The following is a 24,977-nucleotide window of genomic DNA, read 5'->3' as shown; positions in this document are numbered from 1 at the left end:
TTCTTTCCTTGAGTTTATAGAGGTATATGTCTTCTGCCGTCACCTATGGCTAAGTGTTATCGGTCCATATGCTTAAACTGCAATTCAACCAAACGCTGGTAGAGCTCACAACTTTGCAGTAGCTCATTATGGTTACCCACATCCACAAGCTTGCCGTGGTCTAACACGGCAATTTGATCGGCATGCTGAATTGTCGACAAGCGATGAGCAATGATGATGGTGGTTCGGTTGCGCATCAGCTCTTCTAACGCCTGTTGAACATGGTGTTCACTTTCGCTATCCAGTGCACTGGTCGCTTCATCCAACAGCAAAATATTCGGGTCTTTGAGAATGGCCCGTGCGATTGCAATACGCTGGCGCTGGCCGCCTGACAGGCGAACTCCACGCTCACCAAGGAAGCTATCGTAACCTTCTGGTAATTTCATAATGAAATCATGAGCGTGTGCTTTTTTCGCCGCTTCAATCACCTGTTCATCGGTCGCATCTGGGTTGCCATAGCGGATATTGTGAAGCACATTATTGCTGAACAAAGCGGGTTGTTGAGGCACGAGGGCCATTTGCTGGCGCAGTTCATTCGGATCCATTTGGCGAACATCAACGCCCCCCAAAGTCACTTGCCCTGATTGCGGATCATAGAAGCGCTGCAGAAGCTCAAACAACGTGGTTTTCCCTGCCCCAGAAGGCCCAACCAATGCCAGTACTTTTCCTTCTTCAGCCTTGAGTGCTAAGTGCTCAATCGCGGCATGTTCAGGTCTTGAAGGATAATGGAAAGTGACATCATCAAATATCACTTCGCTGGCGAGCTGTTGGGTAGATACCACCTTATCACTTGGCGCAACAATGTGGCTCTCGACCTGCAGAATCTCAATAAGCCTTTCGGTTGCCCCTGCCGCTCGTTGCAGTTCTCCCAACACCTCAGAGATAGTCGCCAATGAAGAGGCTACCATAATGGCGTAGAAGACAAACGCACCAAGATCACCACCAGACATAGTGCCATTGATGACATCGCTACCCCCAACCCAGAGCATACCTGCGATCGCACTGAAAACGATGACAATCACACCCGAAATCAATATCGCCCGCTGCTTTACTCTTTGTCGGCCGATCTCGAAAGCTCGCTCGACTTCCGTAGCAAATGACGCTCTTTCCTGGGCTTCATGGCTGTAGCTCTGAACGGTTTTGATATGTTCAATCGCTTCACCTGCATAGCTACCTACATCAGCCATCGAGTCCTGACTTTGACGAGATAAGGCTCTTACCCGTCGGCCATAAAACAAAATAGGTACAAGGATAAAGGGTACCGACGCTAGAACGATGAGCGTCAGTTTGATGTTAGTGGCAAACAGCATGATCACTGCACCAACGCACATCAACGCGCTACGCATCGCCATTGAAAACGACGACCCAATGATGCTTTGCAGCAAGGTGGTATCAGTGGTAATTCGCGACATAATGTCGCCGCTACCATTGGTTTCAAAGTAACTAGGGTGCAGGGTAATCACATGGTTAAACACCGCTAGCCTGATGTCAGCACTCACCCTTTCTCCGACCGAAGACACTAGGTAGAAGCGAAAGAAAGTGCCGATAGAAATCATCACTGTCAGTGCAAGAATAAGTTGAATGGCGCTACTGAGCTCTTGTGTCGACTGCTGAGCAAACCCTTCATCGATCAACAGGCGCACACCTTGGCCAACAGACAGTGTTAATGACGCTGTGAAGACCAATGCCACCAACGCGGCGATGACCTTCCATTGATACGGTCTGATGAATTTAATCAGTTCTAGAAGAATACCGAGATTCTTACTTTTTCCTTTAGAAGATGAGCTGGTTTGTTGATTAGGAGTGGAACCCGTCTGATGTTGATCAGCACTTTGCATAAATACGCCTTGAATGGTGGGCAGTTCAGGTCAAAAGCGAATGCTTGCTTTCGCCGTACTATGCGAGAGAACTGTTACTGAGGTTACCACTGTCAAGCCGATTCAATCAATTTAAAACCAGACTCTCTGAAACTTAGCGTCTTCGCAAAACATACCTAGCGATGCTCACCAGCGAAGATGCCAAAAGTCAGAACATTAAGCGTATCGGTCACGCTTTCCAGTGAGCTTAGAATTTGCCGAGTCGGTTCGTTATCAAGGAGAGCTTGTCCGTCAATACCCTTACCTTTTGACTCAGGTTTGTCTGCGGTCGTTACTTCTTTGATATCCGTTGTTTCTTCAACGATATGTTCTTCTGTCACTTTATCTGAAGAGATATCCTCAGTACTTGTACAGGCTGTCGCGGTACAACAGAAACTAAACATAAGGAAGAACTTAGTACGAAACATAGCGGCTCAACAGCAATAAAACATCGTTCAATTGTATTGCAACAATTGCTTTCTATCCAGTGATAATAGCCAAACATCTCAAAGCAGTTGTTGCAGAAAAGCCAGTTGCTGCTTTTCCTGCTCTGTCATTTGGTACTCTTCATCCGTCAGCGTACCGGAATCAAAACGACCAACAGGGTAACTCTCAGCATCGCTCTGTCCATAACCTGCTTTTTCACCAGGGTGGCCAGACATACGTTCAATCACCACATCACGTAACTCTAGATCAATAGCTCCCTCTGGCAAGACTCGTTTAAACGCTTTTAACTCCACTGTTTGTTCACCTTCTGACAATCGTTGCTTCTCAACTAAAGACGCAATGGCTTTACCGCCTTGCTGATAGAGGTTTGCACGGAGTCTGAATATGCCTTCTTTATCGATTTGTAACGTGACCGGAATCTTCATGTCAGGCCCCTGCGCATATCCCTCTGACACCGACACCACACTTGCCACTGAATGATATAAACGCACATCGGCACTCACAATATCCTCTCCTCGATCAAAGTCGACACGTGCGATTAGTCTCAGTTCTTCTGGCCAATCTTTACCCGGCGTGATTTGCCACTGCATTTCATCCGCAGGCAATGTCGTTAGGGTTTGCTGCGTGGCAACAGAAACGACATCCAATGAAGCGCCAAGTACGGCTTGCTGCGTTTTGAGCTCAACCAGTATCGGTTCAGGGTAGAAGTGCCGGAACTGTTTAATGCTCAACGAAGCCGTTGATTTGCCGTCCAATATCGGAGTTTCAACCACTTCAAATGCATTCCAGTTCAAGTAGGGACTGCTCTCATTAACTATCGGTTGAGAGTATGAGGGGTATTGAAGAATTTGTTGATGTTTGATGGCCACCTGCTTTAACTTCAGTGCAACCGCTTTCGTCTCGATGGACGTTGCCATCCCTGTCGAGGCCTGCTTTGAAACAACCAAGCGATTGTCCGCTTCAGGAAGGGGAACTGCATCAAGACTCACTTTTCCCCTGGGCTTGGAGTATTCGGATGTCTCAACGGGGTTTGGCCAAAAAATGAAGCCTGCTGCTGTCAACGCGGTGATGAAGCTGAATACCCATAACTTAGTCTTCATAATGTTCTCCAAAGAATCAGGGCTGAGACGTCTTACCCAGCCCTGCATACGATCAGTTTAGGCCAACCGCAATTTCAGACATGGTGTCTTTATTAGACCCTTGTACGTACAGGTATTTGGTTCCCCACCAACCATTTTCCTTGTAAGTTGTAACCCCGACAGATTGGCCATTGGCTAGCGTCACATCCGTCACACTGGAGGTGACTTCCCCTTTGTGTTTAGGGCCCACAACATCACTGTGGCTATAGTCGTCTCCCATGATCAACGGATAGTGCTCAGGCATAAAGTTAGAGACGCCTTTGCTTTGAGAAGCTATCTTGCCGTTCATCGCTAAACTTGTTGAACAGCTGTCGTAACTTCCTGACTCTGCTGCGCCACAAGCGGAATGCGCCGCCACAACACCGTCATCGTTGCCGGGAAGAAAAGCGGAAGTCGTTTTGAAATAGTCGGTCCCGTTCCCAATAAATCGAATTCGTGGAATGCGGTGCTCTGACAGGCGCGCTATCTGGCGTGCATTGGAGACTTTTAGATCATTGAGTACACCTGAGTTTTCCTGATTAGGCATTTCCCCCAGCCACAGTGAAATAGCGTAGCGCATCGCACTGTTTGCCCAGCCTCCCCCTTCGATGATGTTGACCACAATATCCCCAAGTTCAGAGCCGCCACCAGCACCAGCAAAATCGTAGGTAGCGACAACATTGAGAGGCTCTAACCCAGCGTTAGTCAGCCAGTTTTCCTGATTATCTAACAGATATCGTGCAACAAGGTCACCAGCGGAGTGCGTCACAAAAATACACCCTGACTGGCAGGTTCCATTGCGAGAAAGCTCTTGGAGTTTAGGCCAAGCGTATTCACTGGAGATTTTGCCTTCAACACGTTCATAAGCGGGCCAGTCAATCCGGGCGTCAGCGTACTGGAGCCAGTACTCTTTCCAGTAATCTTCACCTTCCAGCTCAACCTGAGCAGCATCAGGTTTGGACTGCAATTGATCCGATTGAAAGCCGTGAATAAGCACAACCTTGTAGTTTCCTATGGCAGCATGTGTGAAACTAGAAAACGCAATTGCCACTGCAATGGAGGCAATCTTTGTCATTATTTTCATGATGTTATTAACCTTTTCGTCCTGAAATTAGCGTTATTTGCTTTGTCATCAGCGAGCAAAATTCCAAACATCGAAACCACTTTTGCTCGTTAAATAGGATTAGTCTTCGGCTCACTTTTATTCAACTCATCCGATGAGAGCCTTTGCACTAGGTTAAAAAAACAACACATAAAGGTTAACAATTTGAGATCTAAGACAGATTTACACGAACTATTGATATGAATTTTATTGCTTATCGATTAAGTATCACTAAAACGACATGTTTTACTGATATGAGGATCAACCCGAAAAATGCATAACCACCCGAAATAGTTGACTTTTTATACCAAACCAATAAGTAGGAGCACTTTGCTAGATTGCCTTGTTATCACGTAAACTGTTTAGTAAATCCCTGAATTGAACGTGCCATGATTACTTGGAAACAACCACTGCAAGATTTCGAATGGTTAATACATCAAGTCTGGTACCTAGAGCTGAGAGCCGACGATACTATCGAGCAACAGCCAAGGCTCATCCCCAATCCAAGGGCTCATTTGCTCTTTACGCCGGACGAACAAGAATACAGTTACGACAACGGCGTAGCTAAATTTGAAGGGAAAGGGAGTCACCTGCTTTCGGTGAGCGATCAGTTACTGTCATTAGACGACTCTGCACCACTAAAACGTATCGGTGTCACTTTCAGGCCAGAGGGGCTGTACCTACTCAATTCTTCTATCGGTCAGCACCTTAACCAATGTAGCTGGCCTACTTGGTTGGATACGTTTTTCGGGCCCGCACTCCACAGCCAACTATGGCAATCAAATGACAAATCACACCTGCTTGATGTGTTTCATCATCACTTTCATCAGTTAAACCTCAATAACAGGAAAGACCGCGCTTTCTCTATTGCGCAGCAAGCGACCAAAATAGTAGAAAATAGCCGATCCGACTGGAGTATCGATCAGATTGCCGACCAATGTGCATGTTCTAGAAGAACCTTAGAAAGGCACTTCAAACAAGTTACAGGGCTAAGCGTAAAGCAATATCTCATGATGATGAAACTGGAAGAAATTGTGCTGTCTATCTATGATCAAGATGCCGAGCCCGACTGGGCTGAATTTGCACAAGCATTTGGTTTTAGTGATCAGTCCCATTTAATCCGCCAGCTCAAACATCAGCTCAATCGAACACCAGCCAAGTACCTCAAAAACCGAGACCTCACCATCGACATCTACGGGGACTTCGAATAACACTTGTCGCAAATATCCAATTTTCGGCGCAGATGTTGATCTACCATGCTGAGCAAATTGAGAGGTACACAATGACATACAAAAAACTAAAACGTGGTGAATCAATCTCCTTTGGCGACTCACTAAACATCAAACTGATTCAACGCGAAGATTTAGACGACATCATCCCAATGCTTAACGACCAAGAGGTCAACGCCTACTTGTTCTTTGCTCCCGCAGAGGAAAGCATGTTTCACGCGTTTTTTACCCCAATCATTGAAAACACTGAACACGCAATAAACAAAGGTGATTGGCCAGACAGCCCAACATTTGTCATTCGGGACAAACAAGGCCACTACATGGGTATGTGCGGATTATCTAAGGTGATGTTTCTCGAAGGCAACTACGAAGTTGGGTATCAACTTCCCGTCCACGCATGGGGCAAAGGGATCGCTACTCGTGCCTGTCGCTTGCTCACCGATATTGCATTTAACGAGTTAGGTAGTCACAAAGTCAGTGCCGACTGCTATGGCGCTAACACAGGTTCGTACAAAACGATGGAGAAATGCGGTTTTACCTTTGAAGGTCGCCAAATTGACTACTACAAGGTTGAATCTGGATTCGACGATAAAGTGTATTATGGTATAACGGCTAAGCAGTACTTCCAAAAATCACCCAATCAATAAGTTTTCCTCTGATGGGCCATAAAATATTGCCAGACAGGCGATGTTTTCGAGAGATTACACTAGACCATAAAGGAGAAGCTCTCCTACAATCTCGACATTGGGCCCATCAAACTAATATAAGGAGGAACCCTATGACTAAGTGTGAATTACATTTCGCGCGCTTCTTCAGCAATCACGCAAGCTCAAGTTTTACTGGTATCGTGCTGCGATAACCTTTGCTTGAGCGAAGATTAATACATACAGACTAGAGTCTCTTCTCTCTGGCTTACCGGGTTATCGTCAGCAATGTTTGACGAAAGGCATCTTTATGCCTGTAATTCTTGAGTAAGTTATGAGCACTTTACTATCTGCACAATCTATTTCTTATCAAACGACTTCAGCTCCTTTGCTTGAAGACATTTCATTCACCCTAAAAAAAGGCGACCGAATCGGCTTAGTCGGTCACAACGGTTGCGGTAAAAGTACCCTTCTGAATCTACTTCATGGCGGGATTCAGGCAAATTCCGGAGCCATTACAACAGCCAGTCATTGCCAGTTAGAATGCGTGGAGCAGCATCTTCCACAATCTCTGATGCACCGGTCGATGATTGATGCTGTACTCGATCGTTTACCTGACAATGAGCGAATCAGCCAGCGCTGGCGTGCTGAGCTCATCCTTTCCGATATGGGATTCGATTCATCACATTGGGCATTAATCACTTCTAGCTTAAGTGGAGGCCAACATACCCGTTTGCTGTTAGCCAGAGCATTGATCGTGGAACCTGACCTACTCTTGCTGGATGAACCCAGTAACCACCTCGATCTGACGACATTACTGTGGTTAGAGCAATTCTTGCTAGGTTGGAATGGCAGCTTTGTGCTTGTATCACACGACCGAAGATTGCTAGACAACACCACCAATTGCACCTGGATAATGCGTGACAATAGCCTGCAATTCTTTCAACTGCCCTGCTCCGAAGCTTTGGAAATGCTTGAAGCACGTGATGAAGCTGACATGCAGCGTCATCAAGCAGAGCAAAAAGAAATTGACCGTATTGAGAAGAGCGCGAAACGCCTCGCTGTTTGGGGGCATGTTTACGACAATGAAGACTTGTCGAGAAAAGCCAAGAACATGGAAAAGCGTGTCGAGAAGCTCAAAGACGATCAGACGACACTCACGTCTGGGGCACCATGGAAGTTGGAGTTAAAAGGCGAACGCTTAAAAGCGGACCGCTTACTGCAAATATCCGATCTGGATGTATCCCCATCGTCCGAAGCTCCATGCTTATTCAATATCGTGGCTAACCAATTGAAAAGTGGCGATCGGGTGGCCATTGTTGGCAAAAATGGAGGGGGTAAATCAACCTTGCTGAAAACGCTATGGCAAAGCTACCAGCAGGAAGACGCGGTGAAACAAGGTATTGTTTTTCATCCTAGGGCTAACGTTGGTTTTTACGATCAGAGCCTTAAGCAACTGGACGATGACAAAACCCTATTGGACGCTCTGGCGAGCTTCACTTCTGCACCAGAAGAAAAGCGTAAGATGGCGTTGATCAGCGCTGGATTCCCGTACCTTAGACACAATCAGAAAGTTCATCAACTGAGTGGTGGTGAACGCTCACGCTTGTTGCTTATCGGGTTAACTCTGGCGAACTACCACCTTCTCCTGCTCGATGAGCCAACCAATCACTTGGATCTCAAAGGCAAAGAAGAACTGGCAGAAACGCTAACTAGTTTTGCAGGCGGACTATTACTCGTCACGCATGACAGAGAGTTGATTGAAGCAAGCTGCAATCGCTTTTGGTATATCAAAGGTAATTCTTTGGAGGAGTGGTTAGACCCGCAACAGCTGTATCAAGCAATGAGCTCAGAGTCATCTCTTACCTCAAATAAAACAGTAGCCGAGGAAGCGAGAGTAGCGCCTCATTTACCTCTAACGGACGGGCTTGCTGATGAAGAGCAATTGATTGAAAAACTCTATGACCTCGAAGCGAAACTGGAGGAAGATGTATCGAGAAAAACCAAACATCAAAAGCCAAAGCTTCAGGCTTTGTGGCGCGACGAAATAGCTATCATTAACCAAAAACTCGGTATTGAATGATACACCGTTTGGTGAGTTACAACCTAATGCAAGGCCGCCGACTCCGGCGGCTTTCTCATTCAGTTCAAACACTTCTATTTGACGTAAACCCGTGCTCATCGCTAGTATCAGCCTCACAAATACTAGAATTATAAAGATTAATATGACAGAACAAAAAGTACGTTGGGGCATTGCCGGGCTGGGTAAAATTGCACATCGATTTGCCGCCGATCTCACTCAGCATGTCGACAACGCTTATCTATATGCCGTCGCAGCCAGAGATGAACAACGCGCTGATGCTTTTGCCCAGCAATATCAGGCTGAACACGCTTATTCTTCTTATCAAGCCATGGCAGAAGACCCAAATGTTGATGTCGTATACGTTGCGACTATCCATCCGTTTCACAAAAGCATGGTTGAGCTGTTCTTAGACCATGGCAAGCATGTTCTGGTTGAAAAGCCGGCGTTCACTAACACCCAAGACTGGGACGACATGAAGGCACTGGCAGATAAACAAGGCCTAGTGCTCATGGAAGCAATGAAGTCAGTGACTTTCCCTGCTTACCGAGCCTTACGAGATTTCATTCAAAAGAATAGTATTGAGATTGAATCAATCGAAGCGGCGTTCGGCAACTGGCATGAATTTGATGTTCAACAACAAATTTTCAACCCTAACTTATGTGGCGGTGCGACTTTAGATGTCGGCGTTTATGCGCTATGGCTGTACGCGGATCTTTGCCAGCTCAAACAGAGTAAGATCCAACCACCATCGGTGACCTATCAGAAGCACAACAATGAATCCAAGGTAGACGAAACTGTAGAGTTTACATTTACTCACGGTATCAAGGGGAAGATAGGCGCTTCAATCAGCCAAGACCTAAAACGTGTCGCGACAATACGTGGGCCAGAGGTCGAAATTATTGTCCAAGATAAGTGGTGGAATCCAACCGTCATTGATGTCACTTACAAAGGTGAGCATACCCAGATCTCACACTTACCTGCAGGCGGTGGATTTGAGTTTGAAGCTTCTCACTTATCCCAGATCATCATTGATGGTAAATCGAGCTCGGACTTCGTTCCTCATGAAACCAGTCGCCAGGTGATTGCTCTCATGGAGCGAAGCCTGAAAGACAATGGATTCTCGCATTTGCTTCACGCCTCTCATCAATAATCATCATAGCGCCGAGCTTTTCGCTTGGCGCTTTTCATTCAGAATTGCCCAATAATCTCTCCAACCACAGGCAAGACAGAGACGACGAGTAGCAACGCCATCAGCTTATTGAAGGCTTTCAAATAGGCTGGTTTGTCTAAGTATCGGCGTAACGAAGAGCCAAACACCAACCACACGCCAACACAAGGAAACGAGGCAATAAAAAACATCGAGGCGATGGTCAGGTTTTGAGCTATATACCCTTCACCTATTGTCGTAAATGCGGATATCGCACCAATTGCCACCACCCAAGCTTTGGCATTGACCCACTGAAACAAAGCTCCATTTAGAAAACCGAGCGGTCGATTTCGACCTTTCTCAGCACTCACATTGTCAGCCATGGCGATCTGCAATGTGAGATATAAAAGATAAAGCGTTCCCATGACTTTGACCGCCAAAGAAAGCTGAGGGAACAAAGAAAAAAGTTCGCCAAAGCCCAGCCCTACCAATAGCAACATCAAAGTAAATCCGACACAAATACCGGTTAACAGCGGCAGGCTGCGTTTTACTCCAAAATTCAGTCCAGATGTCATCACCATGATGTTATTTGGCCCCGGGGTCACTGAAGATGAAACGGCAAACAGAGCGACGGAGAGTAGATATTCCATAATAAAAACCTCGACGTTTATTGGTTACTACCACCGATTGCAACCGAAAACAAACATTATAATGAACGAATGAATTTTATAATGAACGACAGAAAAACGTTTGTCAAATCATGCTATCGTTTTTTATAATGAACGGAAACACACTAACCAGAGAGAGCGTTGTGGACCAAAGTAAACCGCCAATCGAACAAATCGCTGCCACTCTTAATGCCGAAAGGTTGAATGCTGGCTTAAGTATCGCTGAGGTCGCAAGACGCGCTAACATCGCGAAATCGACGCTCTCACAACTCGAAAATGGTGTTGGAAACCCAAGTATTGAGACGCTCTGGTCCATCTGCGTTGTCCTTGATATTCCTTTTTCTCGTCTAATCGAAACACCAGCTCCAACGACCAAAGTTATTCGCTACGGTAAAGGAGTGAGCGTGTTTTCAGAACGAAAGGATTACCAAGCCGTGTTACTCGCAGCCAGCCCAGCGAATGCGTGCCGCGACATCTATTGGATTGAAGTCAAACCCGGTCAGCCATTTATCTCAGAACCCCATCACCCGGGTGTTGTAGAGCATGTGGTTATTGTCAAAGGCCGAGCGAAACTCGGGTTGCAATCGGACCCTCATGAACTAGAGGAAGGAGATTACATTTCGTACCCTGGAGATTTACCGCATATGTTTGAAGCGCTGGAAGAAGATACACGAGCAATGTTGATTTCAGAATACCGGTAGAAATGAAAAGGCGAGCAACATTGCTCGCCTTTTGCATTAGCCGTCAGATTGATATCAAATTTCATAGAACCAAGAATCTTGCTGCAAATCCAGAAGCTTTGGCTCACCACCTTCAAGTTGGTACAAATGGAACTGTTGCAACGGCGGAGAGTAGACATGCAGCGTGACCAGAGGCTCATCATCAGCCTGCAAATTGGATATCTGGTGAATATCGTTGTCTTTGCTGACAGTCACGCTACCTTGCTGGTAATGGGAGGATTGAGACGCGTAAATATGACCGTTCGCTGCCATTTCAAATAAGGTCTCTGTCGCTTCACCATGCAGCACACGCACACCACAAGCGGTATTTAAGTGATCATGAATTTTGCTTCTCTGACCATTTAGCCAACTCAAGATGAGCACTTCACAGTGGTCATTTTTAAATAGTCGCTTTCGACAGTAACTGTCTTCATCAAAGCTGGCTAATGCCTTTATTTCGGTGTCATTCAAAGCCACGTTTTCAAGTATGAATCTTATCGTTGCAAGCGATAGTGGTTTGTTAGACAGCTTAATTTGCTCCATAAGCTCCTGAAAATTAAGTCGGTAGTCGCTATCAAGTAACGCAGCCAGTGCTGGAGCTTGCTCCTGAGTTATCGCTGAGTGTCGCAAATTGTCCTCCTCACACATCCTGTTATGTTTTGGCAAGCACGCCTAATTGTCTTTAGATGTTGCATGAGTAGACAATTAGCTGCATAAAAAGTGTCATATAGAAATGTCATTCGTAGAAGGCCATCACGATTTTACAAGTAATTAACAAATGGACGAATTACTTTATAAAATCGAATCAATTAACAATCTGCTACGACCTCTGATACATCGCTTACGCCGCACTGAGAATCGCTGTACAGTATGCACAAACAAAAACAGGACATCGTTCAATGACAAAAACGGCTTTAATCACAGGTGCCAGTCGAGGGATTGGTAAAGCACTATCGCACTACTTTGCTAAGCAAGGCTACAACTTAGTGTTGATTGCAAAGCAAGAAGCAACTCTCCAACGTGTGTTTGATGAGTTAAGTGAAGAGTTTCCTCATCTCAGCATCGAAACCCACCGTCTAGATTTCGCGCAACCTGAAGTTACTGCGAATTCTTTTAAGACGATTCTAGATCAGCTTGAATCCATTGATGTCTTGGTAAACAGTGCTGGCGTCCTAAAAGCGGGCCATATTGATCTGACATTTGAGCAATTGTCTGAGTTAATGAACGTTAACCTGCTTTCTACCATTACAGTGTGTAATGGCGTGGCAGAAAAAATGAAACAACAGGGGTTCGGGGAAATCTATAATCTAGGGTCGACCGCAGGGCTATCTCCTGTACCAAAAATTGCGGCTTACTCAGCCACTAAAGCAGCAATGGTAAGCTATAGCCAGTCTCTCTATCAGGAACTACTGCCGCACAATGTTCAAGTATGTTGCTTATGTCCAAGCGTGGTAGATACAGATATGACCAATGATGGACGAATCAAAAACGAACTTAAAATCGAACCTGAAGACTTAGCAAAAGCGATAGATTTTGCCCGCAGCCTGTCAGCAGGTTCAGCAATGTCAATCTTGTCTATTCGTTGTAAAGTCATTGACTTAGAGAATAGTTGATCCGCGATGAGGCAATAAAAAAGGGCTACCAATGGTAGCCCTTAGCATTTTCAGTTTAAGTTATTAGCGACTTTCTAGCTCTTCGAAAATCGCTTCCGCATCAACAACACCACCAGAGATTGACAGTGTGCTGAACGGTACAAGCTCTTCTGGAGTAGAAGGCTTCTTAACCAATAGTTCTGGGTAAGTACGCGCTTTACTCTTCAGCAGCTCTTTAAGTTCAACGGCAGACAGGTCTGGATAGTGCGACCATACCATTGCAGCTACACCAGAAACGACTGGCGCTGCCATACTTGTGCCGCTGTAAGCTGCGTAGTTGTTGTCTGGAGTTGAAGACAGAACACGGTAACCCGGAGCAAAGACATCAACCGTCTCCTGACCAAAGTTACTGAAGCTTGCAACCAGTGAGTCATCCGCATATTTCGCTGATGCACCGATGTCCATCCATGTTGAGATTGGCTTAGACCAAGAGTGCTTAGCAAAACGGTTCGGGAAGCTTGGCTTGATATCGTTATCGTTGCGGCTGTTACCGGCAGAATGCACAATCAGTACGCCTTTACGTGCTGCGTAACGGAATGCGTGGTCCACGATGTACTTACGTGGCGAGTAGCTCTTACCAAAGCTCATGTTGATGATCTTCGCACCGTTATCAACAGCGTAGCGAACCGCGTTAGCGATATCTTTATCCCTTTCGTCACCATTTGGTACCATACGTACCGCCATGATTTGAGCGTAATCAGCAAGGCCATCAATACCAATACCATTGCGACGTTCCGCGGCAATAATACCTGCTACGTGAGTACCATGCGCACCAACAGGACCTTTCACATCATTGTTACCGTAGCCCTTCTCCCAAGGGTTGTGAATGTTATCCATCACGATGTCACGACGCGTGTCTAGCTCTAGGTTGTAGTGGTAGTCTAGAGACTCTTGGTAACGGCTTCTGCGCGATTCTAGGTAATCGAATGAGTACCAAGATTCAAATACGCCAAGCAGACCTTTAGCGGCTTCGACCACTTCAGGGTTTGAGTGCTCAAGTAAAACTTGTAGGCCGTCGACAGTAAAGTCTTTGTGATCCGTTAGCTGAGTGATTTGATCTTTGTACTGATTCGCTTGCTCAGTCGCTGCCGTCACTTGGTCAAGAGAAGTCTGGTTGTATTCGACTGATTCTAGATAGTCTGCTTCTACGCCTTTGTAGTATTCACGCTTCTTACGCGGAATCCAGTGATTACCTTCTTTCAGCTTCAGGTATTTTTTGTACTCACGAGTCACTTCTAGCGTGTCTTGATCCACATTGACACCCAGAGAGTTACCAAGGAAGTTCCAACCGTGAACGTCATCGATATATCCGTTGCCGTCATCATCGATGCCGTTACCTGGAATTTCGTCTTCGTTAGTCCAAAGTTTGTTTTTCAGATCTTCATGGTCAACATCAACACCTGAGTCAAGAACCGCAACAATCACAGGCTGTGGCTTTAAAGGTGGCAGTAGTGATTCATAAACATAATCGGCACCCACACCCTGCAGGCTTGAGTAATTTGCTGAAGCATTAAACCAGTCTCCACGATCATCAGACGGGTTGCTCATCATACGCATTGAGAACAATGCGAAAGGTTTAACTGGCTTAGGCGAGTAATCTTCAACAATGTTTCCTTTCACATCTTTGATGAAAGGTGAGTTTGTTGGAACTGGTTCAGCACTGACGCTGACTGAAACCGACGCTGAAGCCATCATAGCGACAGCAAGCGCGGAAAGCTTATATCCGTTTATCATTCTGTTACATCCTATTTAATTATACGCTTACAAAGCGCACAAAAGATAAAATGCAACTCAATTAAGATCATTCACAAAATCAATTAAATGAGTTTAAGATCTCACTAAGAGAGATATTTATCGCTCAAAACTTGAGATAAATTCTATTAATAATATCAACATTTATATAACGCACGATGTATATTAAGTCATTATTTTTATTGAAAAACTTAAACATCTCTAAAGCAATGAATATCAATGCACAAATACTCAATAAATTAATATTAAATAACTCATTAAAAGCTAACGATAATATTTATTATGAGATACTGAAAATATCATTAATATCATTAAAAACCACAAACAATGGAATTATAGTCATGAAAATTTAGCGCCTTAGGAAAATACCTACGTATGGCATTGTGGTATTCATTCGATTATTAATTTATTTTAGATTTTCATCATTACTAATAGGTAAGAAACATGTCCCAGCCACTGCCACAACTCAACTTGTCTCACTTGCCGCTGCAACAAGCCCTAGTCGATTCGATCTATCACGCTTTTATCGACCACGAAGATGTTCTTGCTGCGGTATTGCTAGGCTCCTTGGCTGCGGAGACTGGTGACAGGGTTTCTGATGCCGATGTTATTGTCTTCACGACCAACGGTTTCCATCGAACATCGGAGCTGGCTTACCGAGCATTTGAAAGCAACAAAGAGATCTTTTACTGTCTCGATGGCTTCCACAATGACCATGCTTTTTTCAAGAAGTATATCTTCAACGATATGACCAGCGCTGAGATTCACTGTCTTGATCTTGAAGAACCTTTCATGCTCTCAAAACCTTATAAGGTACTATTTGATAAATCAGATATCGTCACCTCCCGCCTTACTGATGCGCCAGCACCCAAGCATAAAGACTTCCCTGCGTATACTAGCGGTGATCAAGGGCTTATTTGGGAGTTATTCGACTGCATCAAATGGCTCAGCCGTGATGACACTACCTTAGCAAAAGATTACATTAAGAAGCTGGCTAACAAGCTTTAAGCACGTCCAGTCCCACACTGGTATGGAGACTCTTTGAACCGTCCAATTTTATACATCTTTTCTGGATTACCAGCTTCTGGTAAATCAACACTCGCTCAGCGCCTCGCACAACATACATCATCAATGTATGTGCGTATTGATACTGTCGAACAAGGCTTGCGAGACCTATGTAGCTTTAAAGTAGAAGGCGAAGGCTATCGGCTCAGCTACAGAATCATTGAAGACAACCTTCGACTAGGTATTAGCGCGATTGCAGACTCTTGTAACCCTATACAACTCACACGACGTGAATGGCGTGATGTCGCCACCAGTGTAGACGCCCGCTTTGTCGACATTGAAATTTGGTGCTCGGATAAAGAAGAGCATAAACATCGTGTTCAAACACGACCTAACACGGTTAAAAACCTTGTCTTGCCAAATTGGGAACAGGTTGAAAACCGCCACTATGAAGCATGGCCTGATGACGTCATCAGAATTGATACCGCAGGAAAAAGCATTGAGCAAGCCTTCACAGAATTGCTAGATAAGCTTGAAGTCTGGTCATCTCCTGCTTAACTAGACTGTGTATAACTCTTTGAAATCTAAAAATACTAACGTCTCAGGAGCCGGTATGGAGCAGAACAACGCCTTTCAGGAACAGATTCCCAATAACCATTGTTTTGGCTGTGGAGCCGAAAATGCGATGGGGCTACAAATCAAAAGCTACTGGAATGGAGACAATGAGTCTGTCTGTACTTTCACTCCTTCTGCTCATCACAGTGCCGGCCCTTTGCATTTCCTCAATGGTGGGATCATCTCAACCATCATTGATTGCCACTGTGTCTGCACCGCCATAGCGAAAGGCTATGAGATGCAAGGCAGAGAAATAGGAACAGGAGAAATGATTTGGTTTGCAACCGGAAGTTTGGATGTCAAATTCCTCAGACCGGTTCCCATAGACGATGACGTTCAACTTATCGCTTCTATCATTGATGCGAAAGACAACAAAATAGAGCTCCAATGCGAACTGTTTTCTGGTAACACACTTTGCTGTCAAAGCCGGGTTGTAGCCGTCAAAGTCCCTAATGAGTGGTTTGAAGGTCGATAATCACGACTAAAAAAGCCAGTGATTTGCATCACTGGCTTTGCATAAACCATTCAACTTATTATGTCGAACCAGTCATTAGAACTTGTAACCGCCACCGATCATAAATACCCATGGGTCGATTTGTACGTCTGTTGAGTACTCAGTAGAACCAGCTTTATACGTCGCTGTTGTATCAATATCGGCATACCAGACAGAAGCGTTCAGGAACCAGTCTTCGTTAAGCATGTAGTCCACACCAAGGTTTGCAGCAAGGCCCCAAGAATCATCTAACGAAAGATCGCTCAAGCCCGCACCAGTACCTGTACCATTTAGCTCTTCATCAAAGAAAACTGTGTAGTTGATACCTGCACCAACATAAGGACGAATCTCGCTGCTCGCGTCACCGAAGTAGTACTGAACCATAAAAGTTGGTGGCAGATGCTTTGTCTCAGCAATATCACCTAAGTTACCAAAGTTAGTTGAAATTTTGTGCGAGAAAGGGGTCGCAGCAAGTACTTCTAAGCTGATGTTGTCAGTCAACATATAACCAAAAGTCAGGCCAAGCTGAGTGTTGGAGTCCACACCGAACTCAGAGCCTGCGTTATTTAGTACGTCACCACTGCTGTCATTTGGCGCTACGGTTGCGATACCCGCGCGGACAATAAAATCACCTTCTTGGTGAGCTAGAACATTACCGGAAACAAGGGCAGCAACGACTGCCAAACCACATACTGTTTTTTTCATTGTTGATTTCCTTACGTAGGGCTTTCTTTTAATTAATGATTGAGGGAATCTTATTTATTGTGGCGTGCAAGTTATCACACAAAGACCCTACTCTTTTGATGGAAATCAATTTGTGAATTTTATTGATTAGCGATTTACATTTGTTTCGACTTGATCACCTTTTCAATGCAACATGATGACATTTATGTAATGCAGCCTTTGCGTGTGTCACAGACAAAAAAAGCTCCCGAAGGAGCTTTTTGTTTAGATATGTTCACGGTTAGCCTGTGGTTTCGGGCTCGCCTTGCTTAGCAAGTTGAATTTCTTGCTGTCGCAACATCGCATCAAGTTCATCTCGACGCACCTTAAATGCGGTCATTTCACTTTTTGGAACAGAACTCGCCATTGGTATATTAGCCGTCATTGCATTAACAGGCCTGCCACGGTCGATCAACTCATAGTGAATATGAGGACCGGTCACACGACCAGTTGCACCAGATAAACCAATTCTTTCACCACGTGATACTTTCTGCCCTTTTCGAACAAGGATTTTACTCAAATGAAGATAACGCGTTTTGTATCGGCTACCGTGCTGAATCACAACATAGTTACCCGCATATGGGTGTTTGCGTGTCATGACAACCACACCATCACCAGTTGACACAATCGGCGTGCCTGTTGGCGCAGCCCAGTCCGTGCCATTGTGCGGTGCAATTCGTCCAGTGACTGGGTGTTTCCGCGTTGGGTTAAAGTTGGAACTTAGTCGGTAATTCGCATTAATCGGTTTACGTTGGAATGCGCGTTGCAGGCTATTACCATTCTTATCGTAGTACTGGCCATCAGAGTGGAGGTAAGCCGTCACTTCTTTACCGCGGTTATAGATTTTCACCGCTTGAAGCTCTTTGTTACCCGTTAGTTGCTCGCCAACATATTGCTTCGATAACACCACTTCAAACACATCACCAGCACGGAGATCGCGGGCAAAGTTGAGCTTGTCTTTGAGCAGCGATACGATCTGTTCGTTCTCACTACTTCCCAGCCCCAATCGGTGCAGAGATTGAGAGAAGCTGCCTGCGATTTCTCCCACTAACGCCTGCTCTTTCCAGGTGCCGGGGATCTTCACATCCTCAAACGTATAGCTACCATCATCGTGGCGCTTATAAACGGCGCGTTCCACAATGCTGAACTCAAGCTCCATTTTGGCTAAGTTCTTAGTTTCAGCATCTCGCCAAAATCTTAGGGTATTTCCCGGTTTTAATGTATCCAGCGCAAGATAGTTAAGATCCGTTTCCATAATCTTCATCAGTTCACTGTAACCAAAGCCCAGCTGGCTGAAAATGGAACTCAGATTGTCGCCTTTCTGAATCACGTACTCGTAGTTTGGCATATCATGAACAACTTCAACGTCAGTAAGCAAGTCATTCACAATGCTGGATTCAGGAAGCGAAAGATCAATAGTGCGCTGATACTGGTTGCTTTTGTTTGTTGCAGATAAAACCAATGCGGCAACAACAGGAAGGCTCAAAAGCATCATTTTTCTCGACTTGGAGAGTTCTCGAAAGCGAGACGTCAATCTTTTGGATTGCACAGTTTGACCTTATAGCTTGATTTTTAGAAAGGCCTAAGGGTACGAATTTATGCCTAGCTTGTCACCTATGGAATGTCAGGTTTGGATCAAAAAAGGCGCAAACGCGCCTTTGTAAATATGACTCATGGTTGATAGTAATCACCCACTTTCACATGCATTCAGATTACTGATAGGTGGAAACCAAGCCATTATCTGAGCCAAAACCGTTTGGCTGATATTGGTCCGCATTCGGGTCATTTATCCACTTCTCGTTATCAACCAGATAACGAAACTCAAATTCGCTGTCTTTCGGCAGACGCGTTTTAAACTTGTAGGATTTACTCTTAGCCACCTTCTTCATTTCGGTTGGCTGCCAATCCAGAAAATCCGCTACGATAGCCACTGACTGTCCAACTTGTTCTGCAGCAAGTTCGAACGTCACTTCTACTTCATCTTTCGTTTTAAAGAATCGCTTATTGATCATGTTTAACTCCATTAACGACAATAACAAATCCATCTCATAACTTGTCAGGCCAAATAATAAGCAATCCGTACCCTATGCACAATACCGTATTGAACACTGATTATTCGACACGTTCCAGGCTATCCTGCCCAGTCAACTCGAAAAGTATAGTCGTTGAAACGGTAGGCTCTTGTGATATGGGTTGATCAGCATCACGTTGTTTAACAGTTACGCTAATATTGTGCTGCTGTTTTTCTAGTCCGTCGACGACGATCCGGTCCCCCAGAAATTGCGCTTCTTTCGAAATCATGCGTTTTCGAAACTCGTCATAGTGAAACGTCGCCAGATAATAGAATACACCGGAGCCTTGATTTGAGACGGTCATAATCGAGGCAAACATCGTGGGGGTAATCTGAAGCAACTTGCTTGTATCCACAGTAACAACACCACGTTCTTCACCATCTTCATACGTGCCGCTCGCCAGCCCTGTCGTTGGGTTCAGCTCTTCCATAAACGTATACGCCTGACTTTCGGGCACTTTCACCGTCCAAGGGTTCGTAGTCGAAAGGCCAAAAACAGACTGCATGACAGCATCACTGCTTGCAGCTTGATTAGGAAACTTTGCCATGATTTCTTCATCAGAAAGACTGAATCGGTACAGGCCCGCGATCGTGACTACTATTAATAAGAGGATCGGAATCAAAAGAATCAGAGGAATTGGTAAAAGGCGCTTTTTCATCTTGTAGTATGTCTTATCAGATACATGAACATAGTGACGTCATGTTAGCAGCAAGGACAAGGAGATAAAATGGAACACGAGCAGAAAATACGTATGGCCGATTGCAGTTGTGGGCAAGTCAATATGGTTTGCCGTGGTGAGCCAATCAGAACATCAGTCTGTCACTGCTTTGAATGCCAAAAGCGAACGGGGAGCGTTTTCGGGGTTCAGGCGAGATTTAATCAAGAGCAAGTTTCTTTCAGCGGTGATCTTGTCGAATACACTCGTATCAGTGATTCAGGCAATGAAGTCACCTACTCTTTTTGCCCTAGGTGCAGCACAACAATGTCACTCAAACTCAGTGCCGCCCGAGATTTCATTGTCATACCTGTCGGTATTTTCCAAGAGCAAGATTTTCAGACCCCAAGCTTCTCTGTTTACGAAGAAAGGCAACACGGCTGGGTCAAATTTGACTGCCAGATGGAACATCACCATTAACAGAATGAGATATTGATTCACAAACCTTCTCTTAATATGGGCTGTACTCTATATTCAGCCCTCACAGTGACGGACAATGATATGAAGTTTGTGGTTTTGCTTTCAGGATTAATGTTTCTTTCCACAGCACACTCCACCGAAACGGAAAAAGCGTATGAATGGGTTACCGATCTCGACTTGATGTTTCAGTTGGATGAAGAGCCAGATACTGTTGAAACATTCAACGATCAGGGCATGGAGTTTACTCACTACTTTTACAAAACCCTGAACCATTCTTTCCTAGTCAACATTGAAACCGGTGAAGTGTGCCACGCCTATATCGGACCAGAAAGAAAAAGCTGTTTTCCATGCGGTGAAAATGAAGTGAGTGACATCTGTCCGTAACATATAGCGCTTAACCTCAAACCATTTCGTCCTTCAAACAAAGAGACCACTCTATGCAGATCACTCTGGTTCAGAACAAGGTGTTTTATAAAGACAAAGCACGCAATCTTGACCATATTTCCTCATTAGTCGCTAACCAAAAAGAGGTTGGTGACATTCTGCTTCTTCCTGAGCTTTCAACGACAGGTTACATTTTTAACACCACAGAAGAAATTCATGCGCTATGTGAGAACTTCTCTGACAGCGAAACGATAGCCACACTGCAGAATCTGGCAAAGCAGCACAATACCTTAGTTGTTGCGGGGCTGGCGGAAAAGCACGGCGATCAGTTTTACAACAGTGTGGCTGTGGTAGATGAACATGGCCTAAAGGCCCGCTTTCGCAAGATCAGCCAAACCAATATCGATAAGCGTTACTTCTCACGAGGTGACCAGCTAACCTGTTTCGAGCACAAGGGAGTGAAGTTTGGTATCGCCATTTGCTTTGATCTATGGTTTCCAGAAATCACTCGCGAGTATGCCAAGCAAGGTATCGATGTGCTACTGCACCCAGCGAACTTTGGCGGCGAGTACAGCTTGCATGTCGCGAGAGCAAAAGCGCTCGAAAATGGTTACTACATAGTGACTTGTAATCGTGTTGGCGAAGATGTGACTGAAGAGTTGGTTGGAGAATATCGTGGCGACAGCCGAATTTGCACACCTACTGGGGAGTTAATTGCCCCTTTCCACCAAGAAGAGGCCGTCTATACTCTCGACATTGAATGCCCGCTGCCGACACCACGTAAAGTACTCGGTGTGGAATTGGTTCCTGAAATGGACTCAGTGAGTGATGTACTTAGCTAAAAAGTGAGCCAGCGTAGTCGCTGGCTCGTGTCTTATTCAAAAATAAACCTATCTATAGAGCGTGATCCAATTGGTATTTACCGATCATTTCCCCTTCGCTATTTAGGAAGCGTTGATAGGAGAAAGGTGAAATATCAACGCAAGTCGGTAAACTTCTCACCAGTTCATCGAGAATTCGACCCGTTATCGCTGATGTCAGCATACCGGTACGGAAATGTCCGCATGCATTGAGGTAACCTTCCACACCCGGAACCGGACCAATAATCGGTAACTCATCTGGAGAGCCCGGACGCAACCCCGCCCAACAACGTTTGATGTTCATGTCCTTGAGCGCAGGGATGGATTTCATCGCGCCCTGACCTAACTGCTTGATGTACTTAATATCATTGCTGGTATCAAATCCGCGCTCTTCGGTGGTCGAGCCTATCAGGATCTCACCATTGTCTTTCTGCGCGATGTAGCAATCACTGGTTGTCAAACAGCCGTTAAGTAACTTAGGTAGTTTCTCTGTGATGATCACCTGCCCTTTAACCGGGAACACTGGCAGCTTATAACCTGTCGCCCATTGGCTAATGGTCTCAGCCCAAGCACCTGCAGCATTGACCATCATTTTACACGGTAAAACACCTTGTTCCGTTTTCACTGCGGTAACGCGGTTACCCTGCCTCTCTATACCTGTCACTTTAGTATTGAGGTACAGCTCAACTCCGTTCTGGCGCGCGGCTTCCAAATACGCTTCATTGAGGCGATACGGATTAATTTGGTGGTCACAATCAAACTCCATCGCACCAATGGCATCTTTGGATACGTTCGGTTCTTCAGCATGCAGCTCATCCTGAGAAACCCAACGAACATGGTCGTGACGATTAGGCACCGCGGCAGCGATTTGTTCAGCGTACATACGGTCATATTTATCGAACATCACAAACTTCAGACCTGTGCGTTCAAACTTGAAGTCGACACCGTGGTTTTCAACCAGCTCCTCGTATAGTGCTGGGTACATCGCATTCGACATCATCGCCATATCAAAAAATGGCTCCGGCATAATATGCGGGTTCATCTCCGGCGCTTCATTTGTCCCTGATTCCTGCATTTGTTTGGATAATGTCTTGAACAAGATGACACCACAGCCAAGCCCCGTCGACTCGCCCATTGCCCACAGTCCACCCGCAGATGCACGAGACGCATTTCCCGGGTATTTGAAATCAACGACAGCAATCTTGAGATCTTTCTGACGGCTCAGGAAGTACGCAATGGACGCACCAATAACACCACCACCACAAATGACTACATCATACGCTTTCATTATTCTTCCTCCAGCGCTGCAAATGGGATTGGATCGAGTGGGAATCTAGGGCGAACTAGGCCTTGTTCCTGACTGAATCCTTCTTTCTTCAATCGGTCGTAACAATAGTGGGCGCAGGTTTTGCCCTGACAGTCCCCCATGGTCGCGCGGGTGCGCATTTTTAGGGTCACAATGTCTCGACAGCCTTGAGCTATCGCTTCATCAATGGCTTTTTTCTTCACCTGCTCACATCGACAAATCACGGTATCTTCCTCTGGTAGAGAAAGCAGGCCGAGCTCTCGGAAACCCGCATTATCAAAGGCCTGACGGAAACGATAGAGACGAGACAGTTTACGTCGCATTGCAGCTATGTATTGCTCTGCGTCCGCACTACCCAGTTTGCCAATTTCACAAGCAATGGCTTTTGCGGCGATCTTGCCCTCCAGTATGGCGGCATCTGCACCCGCAATTTTGGCACTGTCACCAGCACAGAAAATGTTTTCCTGACTGCTTCGTTGCCATTTATCAACGGCGGGAATTGCCCCACTCATGTGGTCATACTCAATATCGAGACCAATAAGCTGAGCCAGCTGCGAGCGAGCCGCAAAGCCATAGCCTACCCCTAAGGTATCCACAACATGGGTCACAGCCTGAGAGTGATCTGGGAACCAGTTGTCATCGTATGGTGCAACGGTCACTTCATTGAGTTGGCGGACCCCTTCTGCTTTCACTAATCCCCATCCATAGTGGAGCGGGATATTGTGTTGCTTGAGGTACCACATCATCGATAGACCATCCAACGCTTGTTGAGGGCGGTTGAGCATCGCCAGCGTTTCTTTGGCTACCGACGAAAATTTCGCCGCTTCATAAATCGCTTCAACCTGACAGCCCGCTTTATGCAGTTGGCAAGCGACCAGAACTAGCAGCGGGCCACTCCCTGTGATCACGACTTTGTTACCCGGTCTGACTAATCCACTTTTGAGCTGTAGCTGTATCGCACCTAAAAGCATCACACCTGGAAGCTGCCAGCCCGGAAAAGGGATGCTTCGTTCCTGACACCCCGTCGCCAATAGCAGATGGTCATACTCGATGTTAGACAGCTCGTGATCATGGGTAACCAATAAGTTGTTATCACCCAAAGGCCCTAGGACTCGTGTCTGAGTTCTCAAGTCAATGAATGACGCATTGTTTTGATAATCCTCCTGAAGCTTGTCCATTGCAGTGGTCAGCTTTTCGTCCAGATGGGGCATGTCCGCCGTCTTTCGCCACGGCCCCCGATAAATAACACCACCCGCTTTGGGTGCTTCATCAATCACGGTGGAATGAATACCAAAGCGTGCCAGTTCGGTTGCCGCCGACATACCAGCCGGTCCACCACCTACAATCACAACTTTCTTAGTCATACCTCACCCCCTTGCTCAAGCACCAAGTTTCGGCTGGTCTCCACTTCCATATCAGGCTTGACGATAGTCTGACAGGCTCTCTGCTTGTGACGGCCATCAATGTGCAACAAACAGCAATGGCATACCCCCATTCCACAATATGGGCCGGATTCCGCCCCGTAATCGTTTGTCATCAACTGACGAATATTTGAAGCCAACAAAGCGCTTAGCACACTTTCACCTTCAACCGCCGGAATGGGTTTTCCGTCAACGTTGATGGTGAAGGGCTTATCGAGCACCTTAGTAATATCTTGGTTTCTTTTTGTAATAGAATTCATACACCTCTCCAATGCAACAAAGCGCATACGCATCATACCCATAAAAAAAGTAAGGGAAATGATCAAAAAAGACGCATTTTCAATTTAAAAAGAACCATCACAATTATTAAGGGAAATACTTGTGCTACTACTCAGTATCTCATCAGACCACTGTAAAAATATGGAAGGTGAAAGCGTAAATCGGCTCAAAGGCGAACGGAAATATAATAATTTTTTATTAAACGAAGGGATTTTATTGGATTAGAAA

General features: G+C 45.5%; 26 protein-coding genes. 12 read left to right on the top strand and 14 right to left on the bottom strand.

Annotation, left to right across the window (positions count from 1 at the left end; translation table 11 throughout):
- Window positions 1-56 precede the first annotated feature (56 nt).
- The 4 genes from F0265_RS03140 to F0265_RS03125 all read right to left on the bottom strand — a co-directional run bounded on the left by F0265_RS03140 (window position 57) and on the right by F0265_RS03125 (window position 4,544).
- A complete protein-coding gene (locus F0265_RS03140) occupies window positions 57-1,877 on the bottom strand; it encodes an ABC transporter ATP-binding protein/permease (RefSeq protein WP_171747717.1) in 1,821 nt (606 codons plus the stop codon).
- A 155-nt stretch (window positions 1,878-2,032) separates the two neighbouring features.
- The gene (locus tag F0265_RS03135) at window positions 2,033-2,323 is read right to left on the bottom strand and encodes a hypothetical protein (RefSeq protein ID WP_171747716.1); all 291 of its coding nucleotides are present in this window, start codon (window positions 2,321-2,323) and stop codon (window positions 2,033-2,035) included.
- Between the two features lie 78 nt (window positions 2,324-2,401).
- The gene (locus tag F0265_RS03130) at window positions 2,402-3,442 is read right to left on the bottom strand and encodes a hypothetical protein (RefSeq protein ID WP_171747715.1); all 1,041 of its coding nucleotides are present in this window, start codon (window positions 3,440-3,442) and stop codon (window positions 2,402-2,404) included.
- A gap of 52 nt (window positions 3,443-3,494) precedes the next feature.
- The gene (locus tag F0265_RS03125; RefSeq protein WP_171747714.1) at window positions 3,495-4,544 is read right to left on the bottom strand and encodes a hypothetical protein; all 1,050 of its coding nucleotides are present in this window, start codon (window positions 4,542-4,544) and stop codon (window positions 3,495-3,497) included.
- 407 nt (window positions 4,545-4,951) lie between these two features.
- Here F0265_RS03125 and F0265_RS03120 point away from each other — a divergent pair, with 407 nt between their 5' ends.
- From F0265_RS03120 to F0265_RS03105, 4 genes are all read left to right on the top strand, one after another.
- Window positions 4,952-5,773 carry an AraC family transcriptional regulator gene (locus F0265_RS03120; protein WP_171747713.1) on the top strand — a complete coding sequence of 274 codons (822 nt, stop codon included), beginning with the start codon at window positions 4,952-4,954 and terminating at the stop codon, window positions 5,771-5,773.
- Window positions 5,774-5,844: 71 nt separating this feature from the next.
- Window positions 5,845-6,438, top strand: a complete 594-nt coding sequence (locus tag F0265_RS03115; protein ID WP_171747712.1) for a GNAT family protein — start codon at window positions 5,845-5,847, stop codon at window positions 6,436-6,438.
- A gap of 331 nt (window positions 6,439-6,769) precedes the next feature.
- A complete protein-coding gene (locus tag F0265_RS03110) occupies window positions 6,770-8,518 on the top strand; it encodes an ABC-F family ATP-binding cassette domain-containing protein (protein WP_171747711.1) in 1,749 nt (582 codons plus the stop codon).
- Between the two features lie 142 nt (window positions 8,519-8,660).
- The gene (locus F0265_RS03105) at window positions 8,661-9,668 is read left to right on the top strand and encodes a Gfo/Idh/MocA family oxidoreductase (RefSeq protein WP_171747710.1); all 1,008 of its coding nucleotides are present in this window, start codon (window positions 8,661-8,663) and stop codon (window positions 9,666-9,668) included.
- Between the two features lie 38 nt (window positions 9,669-9,706).
- Here F0265_RS03105 and F0265_RS03100 read toward each other — a convergent pair whose 3' ends face one another.
- Window positions 9,707-10,315 carry a LysE family translocator gene (locus F0265_RS03100; protein WP_171747709.1) on the bottom strand — a complete coding sequence of 203 codons (609 nt, stop codon included), beginning with the start codon at window positions 10,313-10,315 and terminating at the stop codon, window positions 9,707-9,709.
- Window positions 10,316-10,476: 161 nt separating this feature from the next.
- Between F0265_RS03100 and F0265_RS03095 the strand changes: the two genes are divergently transcribed.
- A complete protein-coding gene (locus F0265_RS03095) occupies window positions 10,477-11,034 on the top strand; it encodes an XRE family transcriptional regulator (protein ID WP_040122371.1) in 558 nt (185 codons plus the stop codon).
- Window positions 11,035-11,088: 54 nt separating this feature from the next.
- Here F0265_RS03095 and F0265_RS03090 read toward each other — a convergent pair whose 3' ends face one another.
- Window positions 11,089-11,682, bottom strand: a complete 594-nt coding sequence (locus F0265_RS03090; RefSeq protein ID WP_171747708.1) for a cysteine dioxygenase family protein — start codon at window positions 11,680-11,682, stop codon at window positions 11,089-11,091.
- A gap of 269 nt (window positions 11,683-11,951) precedes the next feature.
- Here F0265_RS03090 and F0265_RS03085 point away from each other — a divergent pair, with 269 nt between their 5' ends.
- A complete protein-coding gene (locus tag F0265_RS03085; protein WP_171747707.1) occupies window positions 11,952-12,665 on the top strand; it encodes an SDR family NAD(P)-dependent oxidoreductase in 714 nt (237 codons plus the stop codon).
- Window positions 12,666-12,728: 63 nt separating this feature from the next.
- Here the strand turns inward: F0265_RS03085 and F0265_RS03080 are convergent, their stop codons facing one another.
- A complete protein-coding gene (locus F0265_RS03080) occupies window positions 12,729-14,438 on the bottom strand; it encodes a S8 family peptidase (protein WP_171747706.1) in 1,710 nt (569 codons plus the stop codon).
- Window positions 14,439-14,900: 462 nt separating this feature from the next.
- Here F0265_RS03080 and F0265_RS03075 point away from each other — a divergent pair, with 462 nt between their 5' ends.
- Genes F0265_RS03075 through F0265_RS03065 form a run of 3 tightly spaced genes read left to right on the top strand, consistent with a single transcriptional unit; the run spans window position 14,901 to window position 16,551 of the window.
- Entirely contained in the window at window positions 14,901-15,464 is a 564-nt protein-coding gene (locus tag F0265_RS03075) for a hypothetical protein (RefSeq protein ID WP_171747705.1), read from the top strand.
- Between the two features lie 33 nt (window positions 15,465-15,497).
- Window positions 15,498-16,019: an AAA family ATPase gene (locus tag F0265_RS03070; protein WP_171747704.1), complete on the top strand. Its 522-nt coding sequence runs from the start codon at window positions 15,498-15,500 to the stop codon at window positions 16,017-16,019.
- Window positions 16,020-16,074: 55 nt separating this feature from the next.
- The gene (locus tag F0265_RS03065) at window positions 16,075-16,551 is read left to right on the top strand and encodes a PaaI family thioesterase (RefSeq protein ID WP_064486608.1); all 477 of its coding nucleotides are present in this window, start codon (window positions 16,075-16,077) and stop codon (window positions 16,549-16,551) included.
- Window positions 16,552-16,626: 75 nt separating this feature from the next.
- Here F0265_RS03065 and ompW read toward each other — a convergent pair whose 3' ends face one another.
- From ompW to F0265_RS03045, 4 genes are all read right to left on the bottom strand, one after another.
- Window positions 16,627-17,274: an outer membrane protein OmpW gene (gene ompW / locus F0265_RS03060; protein ID WP_045986565.1), complete on the bottom strand. Its 648-nt coding sequence runs from the start codon at window positions 17,272-17,274 to the stop codon at window positions 16,627-16,629.
- A gap of 259 nt (window positions 17,275-17,533) precedes the next feature.
- Window positions 17,534-18,787, bottom strand: coding sequence for a peptidoglycan DD-metalloendopeptidase family protein (locus F0265_RS03055; RefSeq protein ID WP_040121910.1), 1,254 nt, complete (start codon window positions 18,785-18,787; stop codon window positions 17,534-17,536).
- A gap of 217 nt (window positions 18,788-19,004) precedes the next feature.
- Complete coding sequence (locus F0265_RS03050; RefSeq protein ID WP_006961487.1) at window positions 19,005-19,304, bottom strand: isoamylase early set domain-containing protein; 300 nt, start codon at window positions 19,302-19,304, stop codon at window positions 19,005-19,007.
- Window positions 19,305-19,404: 100 nt separating this feature from the next.
- Window positions 19,405-20,022: a hypothetical protein gene (locus F0265_RS03045; protein ID WP_171747703.1), complete on the bottom strand. Its 618-nt coding sequence runs from the start codon at window positions 20,020-20,022 to the stop codon at window positions 19,405-19,407.
- A gap of 69 nt (window positions 20,023-20,091) precedes the next feature.
- Between F0265_RS03045 and F0265_RS03040 the strand changes: the two genes are divergently transcribed.
- The 3 genes from F0265_RS03040 to F0265_RS03030 all read left to right on the top strand — a co-directional run bounded on the left by F0265_RS03040 (window position 20,092) and on the right by F0265_RS03030 (window position 21,725).
- Window positions 20,092-20,499: a GFA family protein gene (locus F0265_RS03040; RefSeq protein ID WP_171747702.1), complete on the top strand. Its 408-nt coding sequence runs from the start codon at window positions 20,092-20,094 to the stop codon at window positions 20,497-20,499.
- A gap of 81 nt (window positions 20,500-20,580) precedes the next feature.
- Entirely contained in the window at window positions 20,581-20,883 is a 303-nt protein-coding gene (locus F0265_RS03035) for a hypothetical protein (protein WP_171747701.1), read from the top strand.
- Window positions 20,884-20,936: 53 nt separating this feature from the next.
- Window positions 20,937-21,725 (top strand): carbon-nitrogen hydrolase family protein, encoded by a 789-nt coding sequence (locus F0265_RS03030; RefSeq protein ID WP_171747700.1) that lies wholly within the window; start codon window positions 20,937-20,939, stop codon window positions 21,723-21,725.
- A 52-nt stretch (window positions 21,726-21,777) separates the two neighbouring features.
- Here F0265_RS03030 and F0265_RS03025 read toward each other — a convergent pair whose 3' ends face one another.
- Genes F0265_RS03025 through F0265_RS03015 form a run of 3 tightly spaced genes read right to left on the bottom strand, consistent with a single transcriptional unit; the run spans window position 21,778 to window position 24,730 of the window.
- Complete coding sequence (locus F0265_RS03025) at window positions 21,778-23,031, bottom strand: FAD-dependent oxidoreductase (protein WP_216607761.1); 1,254 nt, start codon at window positions 23,029-23,031, stop codon at window positions 21,778-21,780.
- On the bottom strand, window positions 23,031-24,413 hold the full coding sequence (locus F0265_RS03020) for an FAD/NAD(P)-binding oxidoreductase (protein WP_171747699.1): 1,383 nt from the start codon (window positions 24,411-24,413) through the stop codon (window positions 23,031-23,033). The genes F0265_RS03025 and F0265_RS03020 overlap by 1 nt, the downstream gene beginning before the upstream one ends.
- Window positions 24,410-24,730 carry a (2Fe-2S)-binding protein gene (locus F0265_RS03015; RefSeq protein WP_019274338.1) on the bottom strand — a complete coding sequence of 107 codons (321 nt, stop codon included), beginning with the start codon at window positions 24,728-24,730 and terminating at the stop codon, window positions 24,410-24,412. The genes F0265_RS03020 and F0265_RS03015 overlap by 4 nt, the downstream gene beginning before the upstream one ends.
- Window positions 24,731-24,977 lie beyond the last annotated feature (247 nt).

Origin of the sequence: Vibrio sp. RE88, assembly GCF_013113835.1 — a bacterium.
In the GTDB taxonomy this organism is placed as follows: Bacteria; Pseudomonadota; Gammaproteobacteria; order Enterobacterales; family Vibrionaceae; genus Vibrio.
The sequence above is the reverse complement of the archived record's forward strand: the minus strand, read 5'-3'. Positions and strand labels throughout refer to the sequence as shown.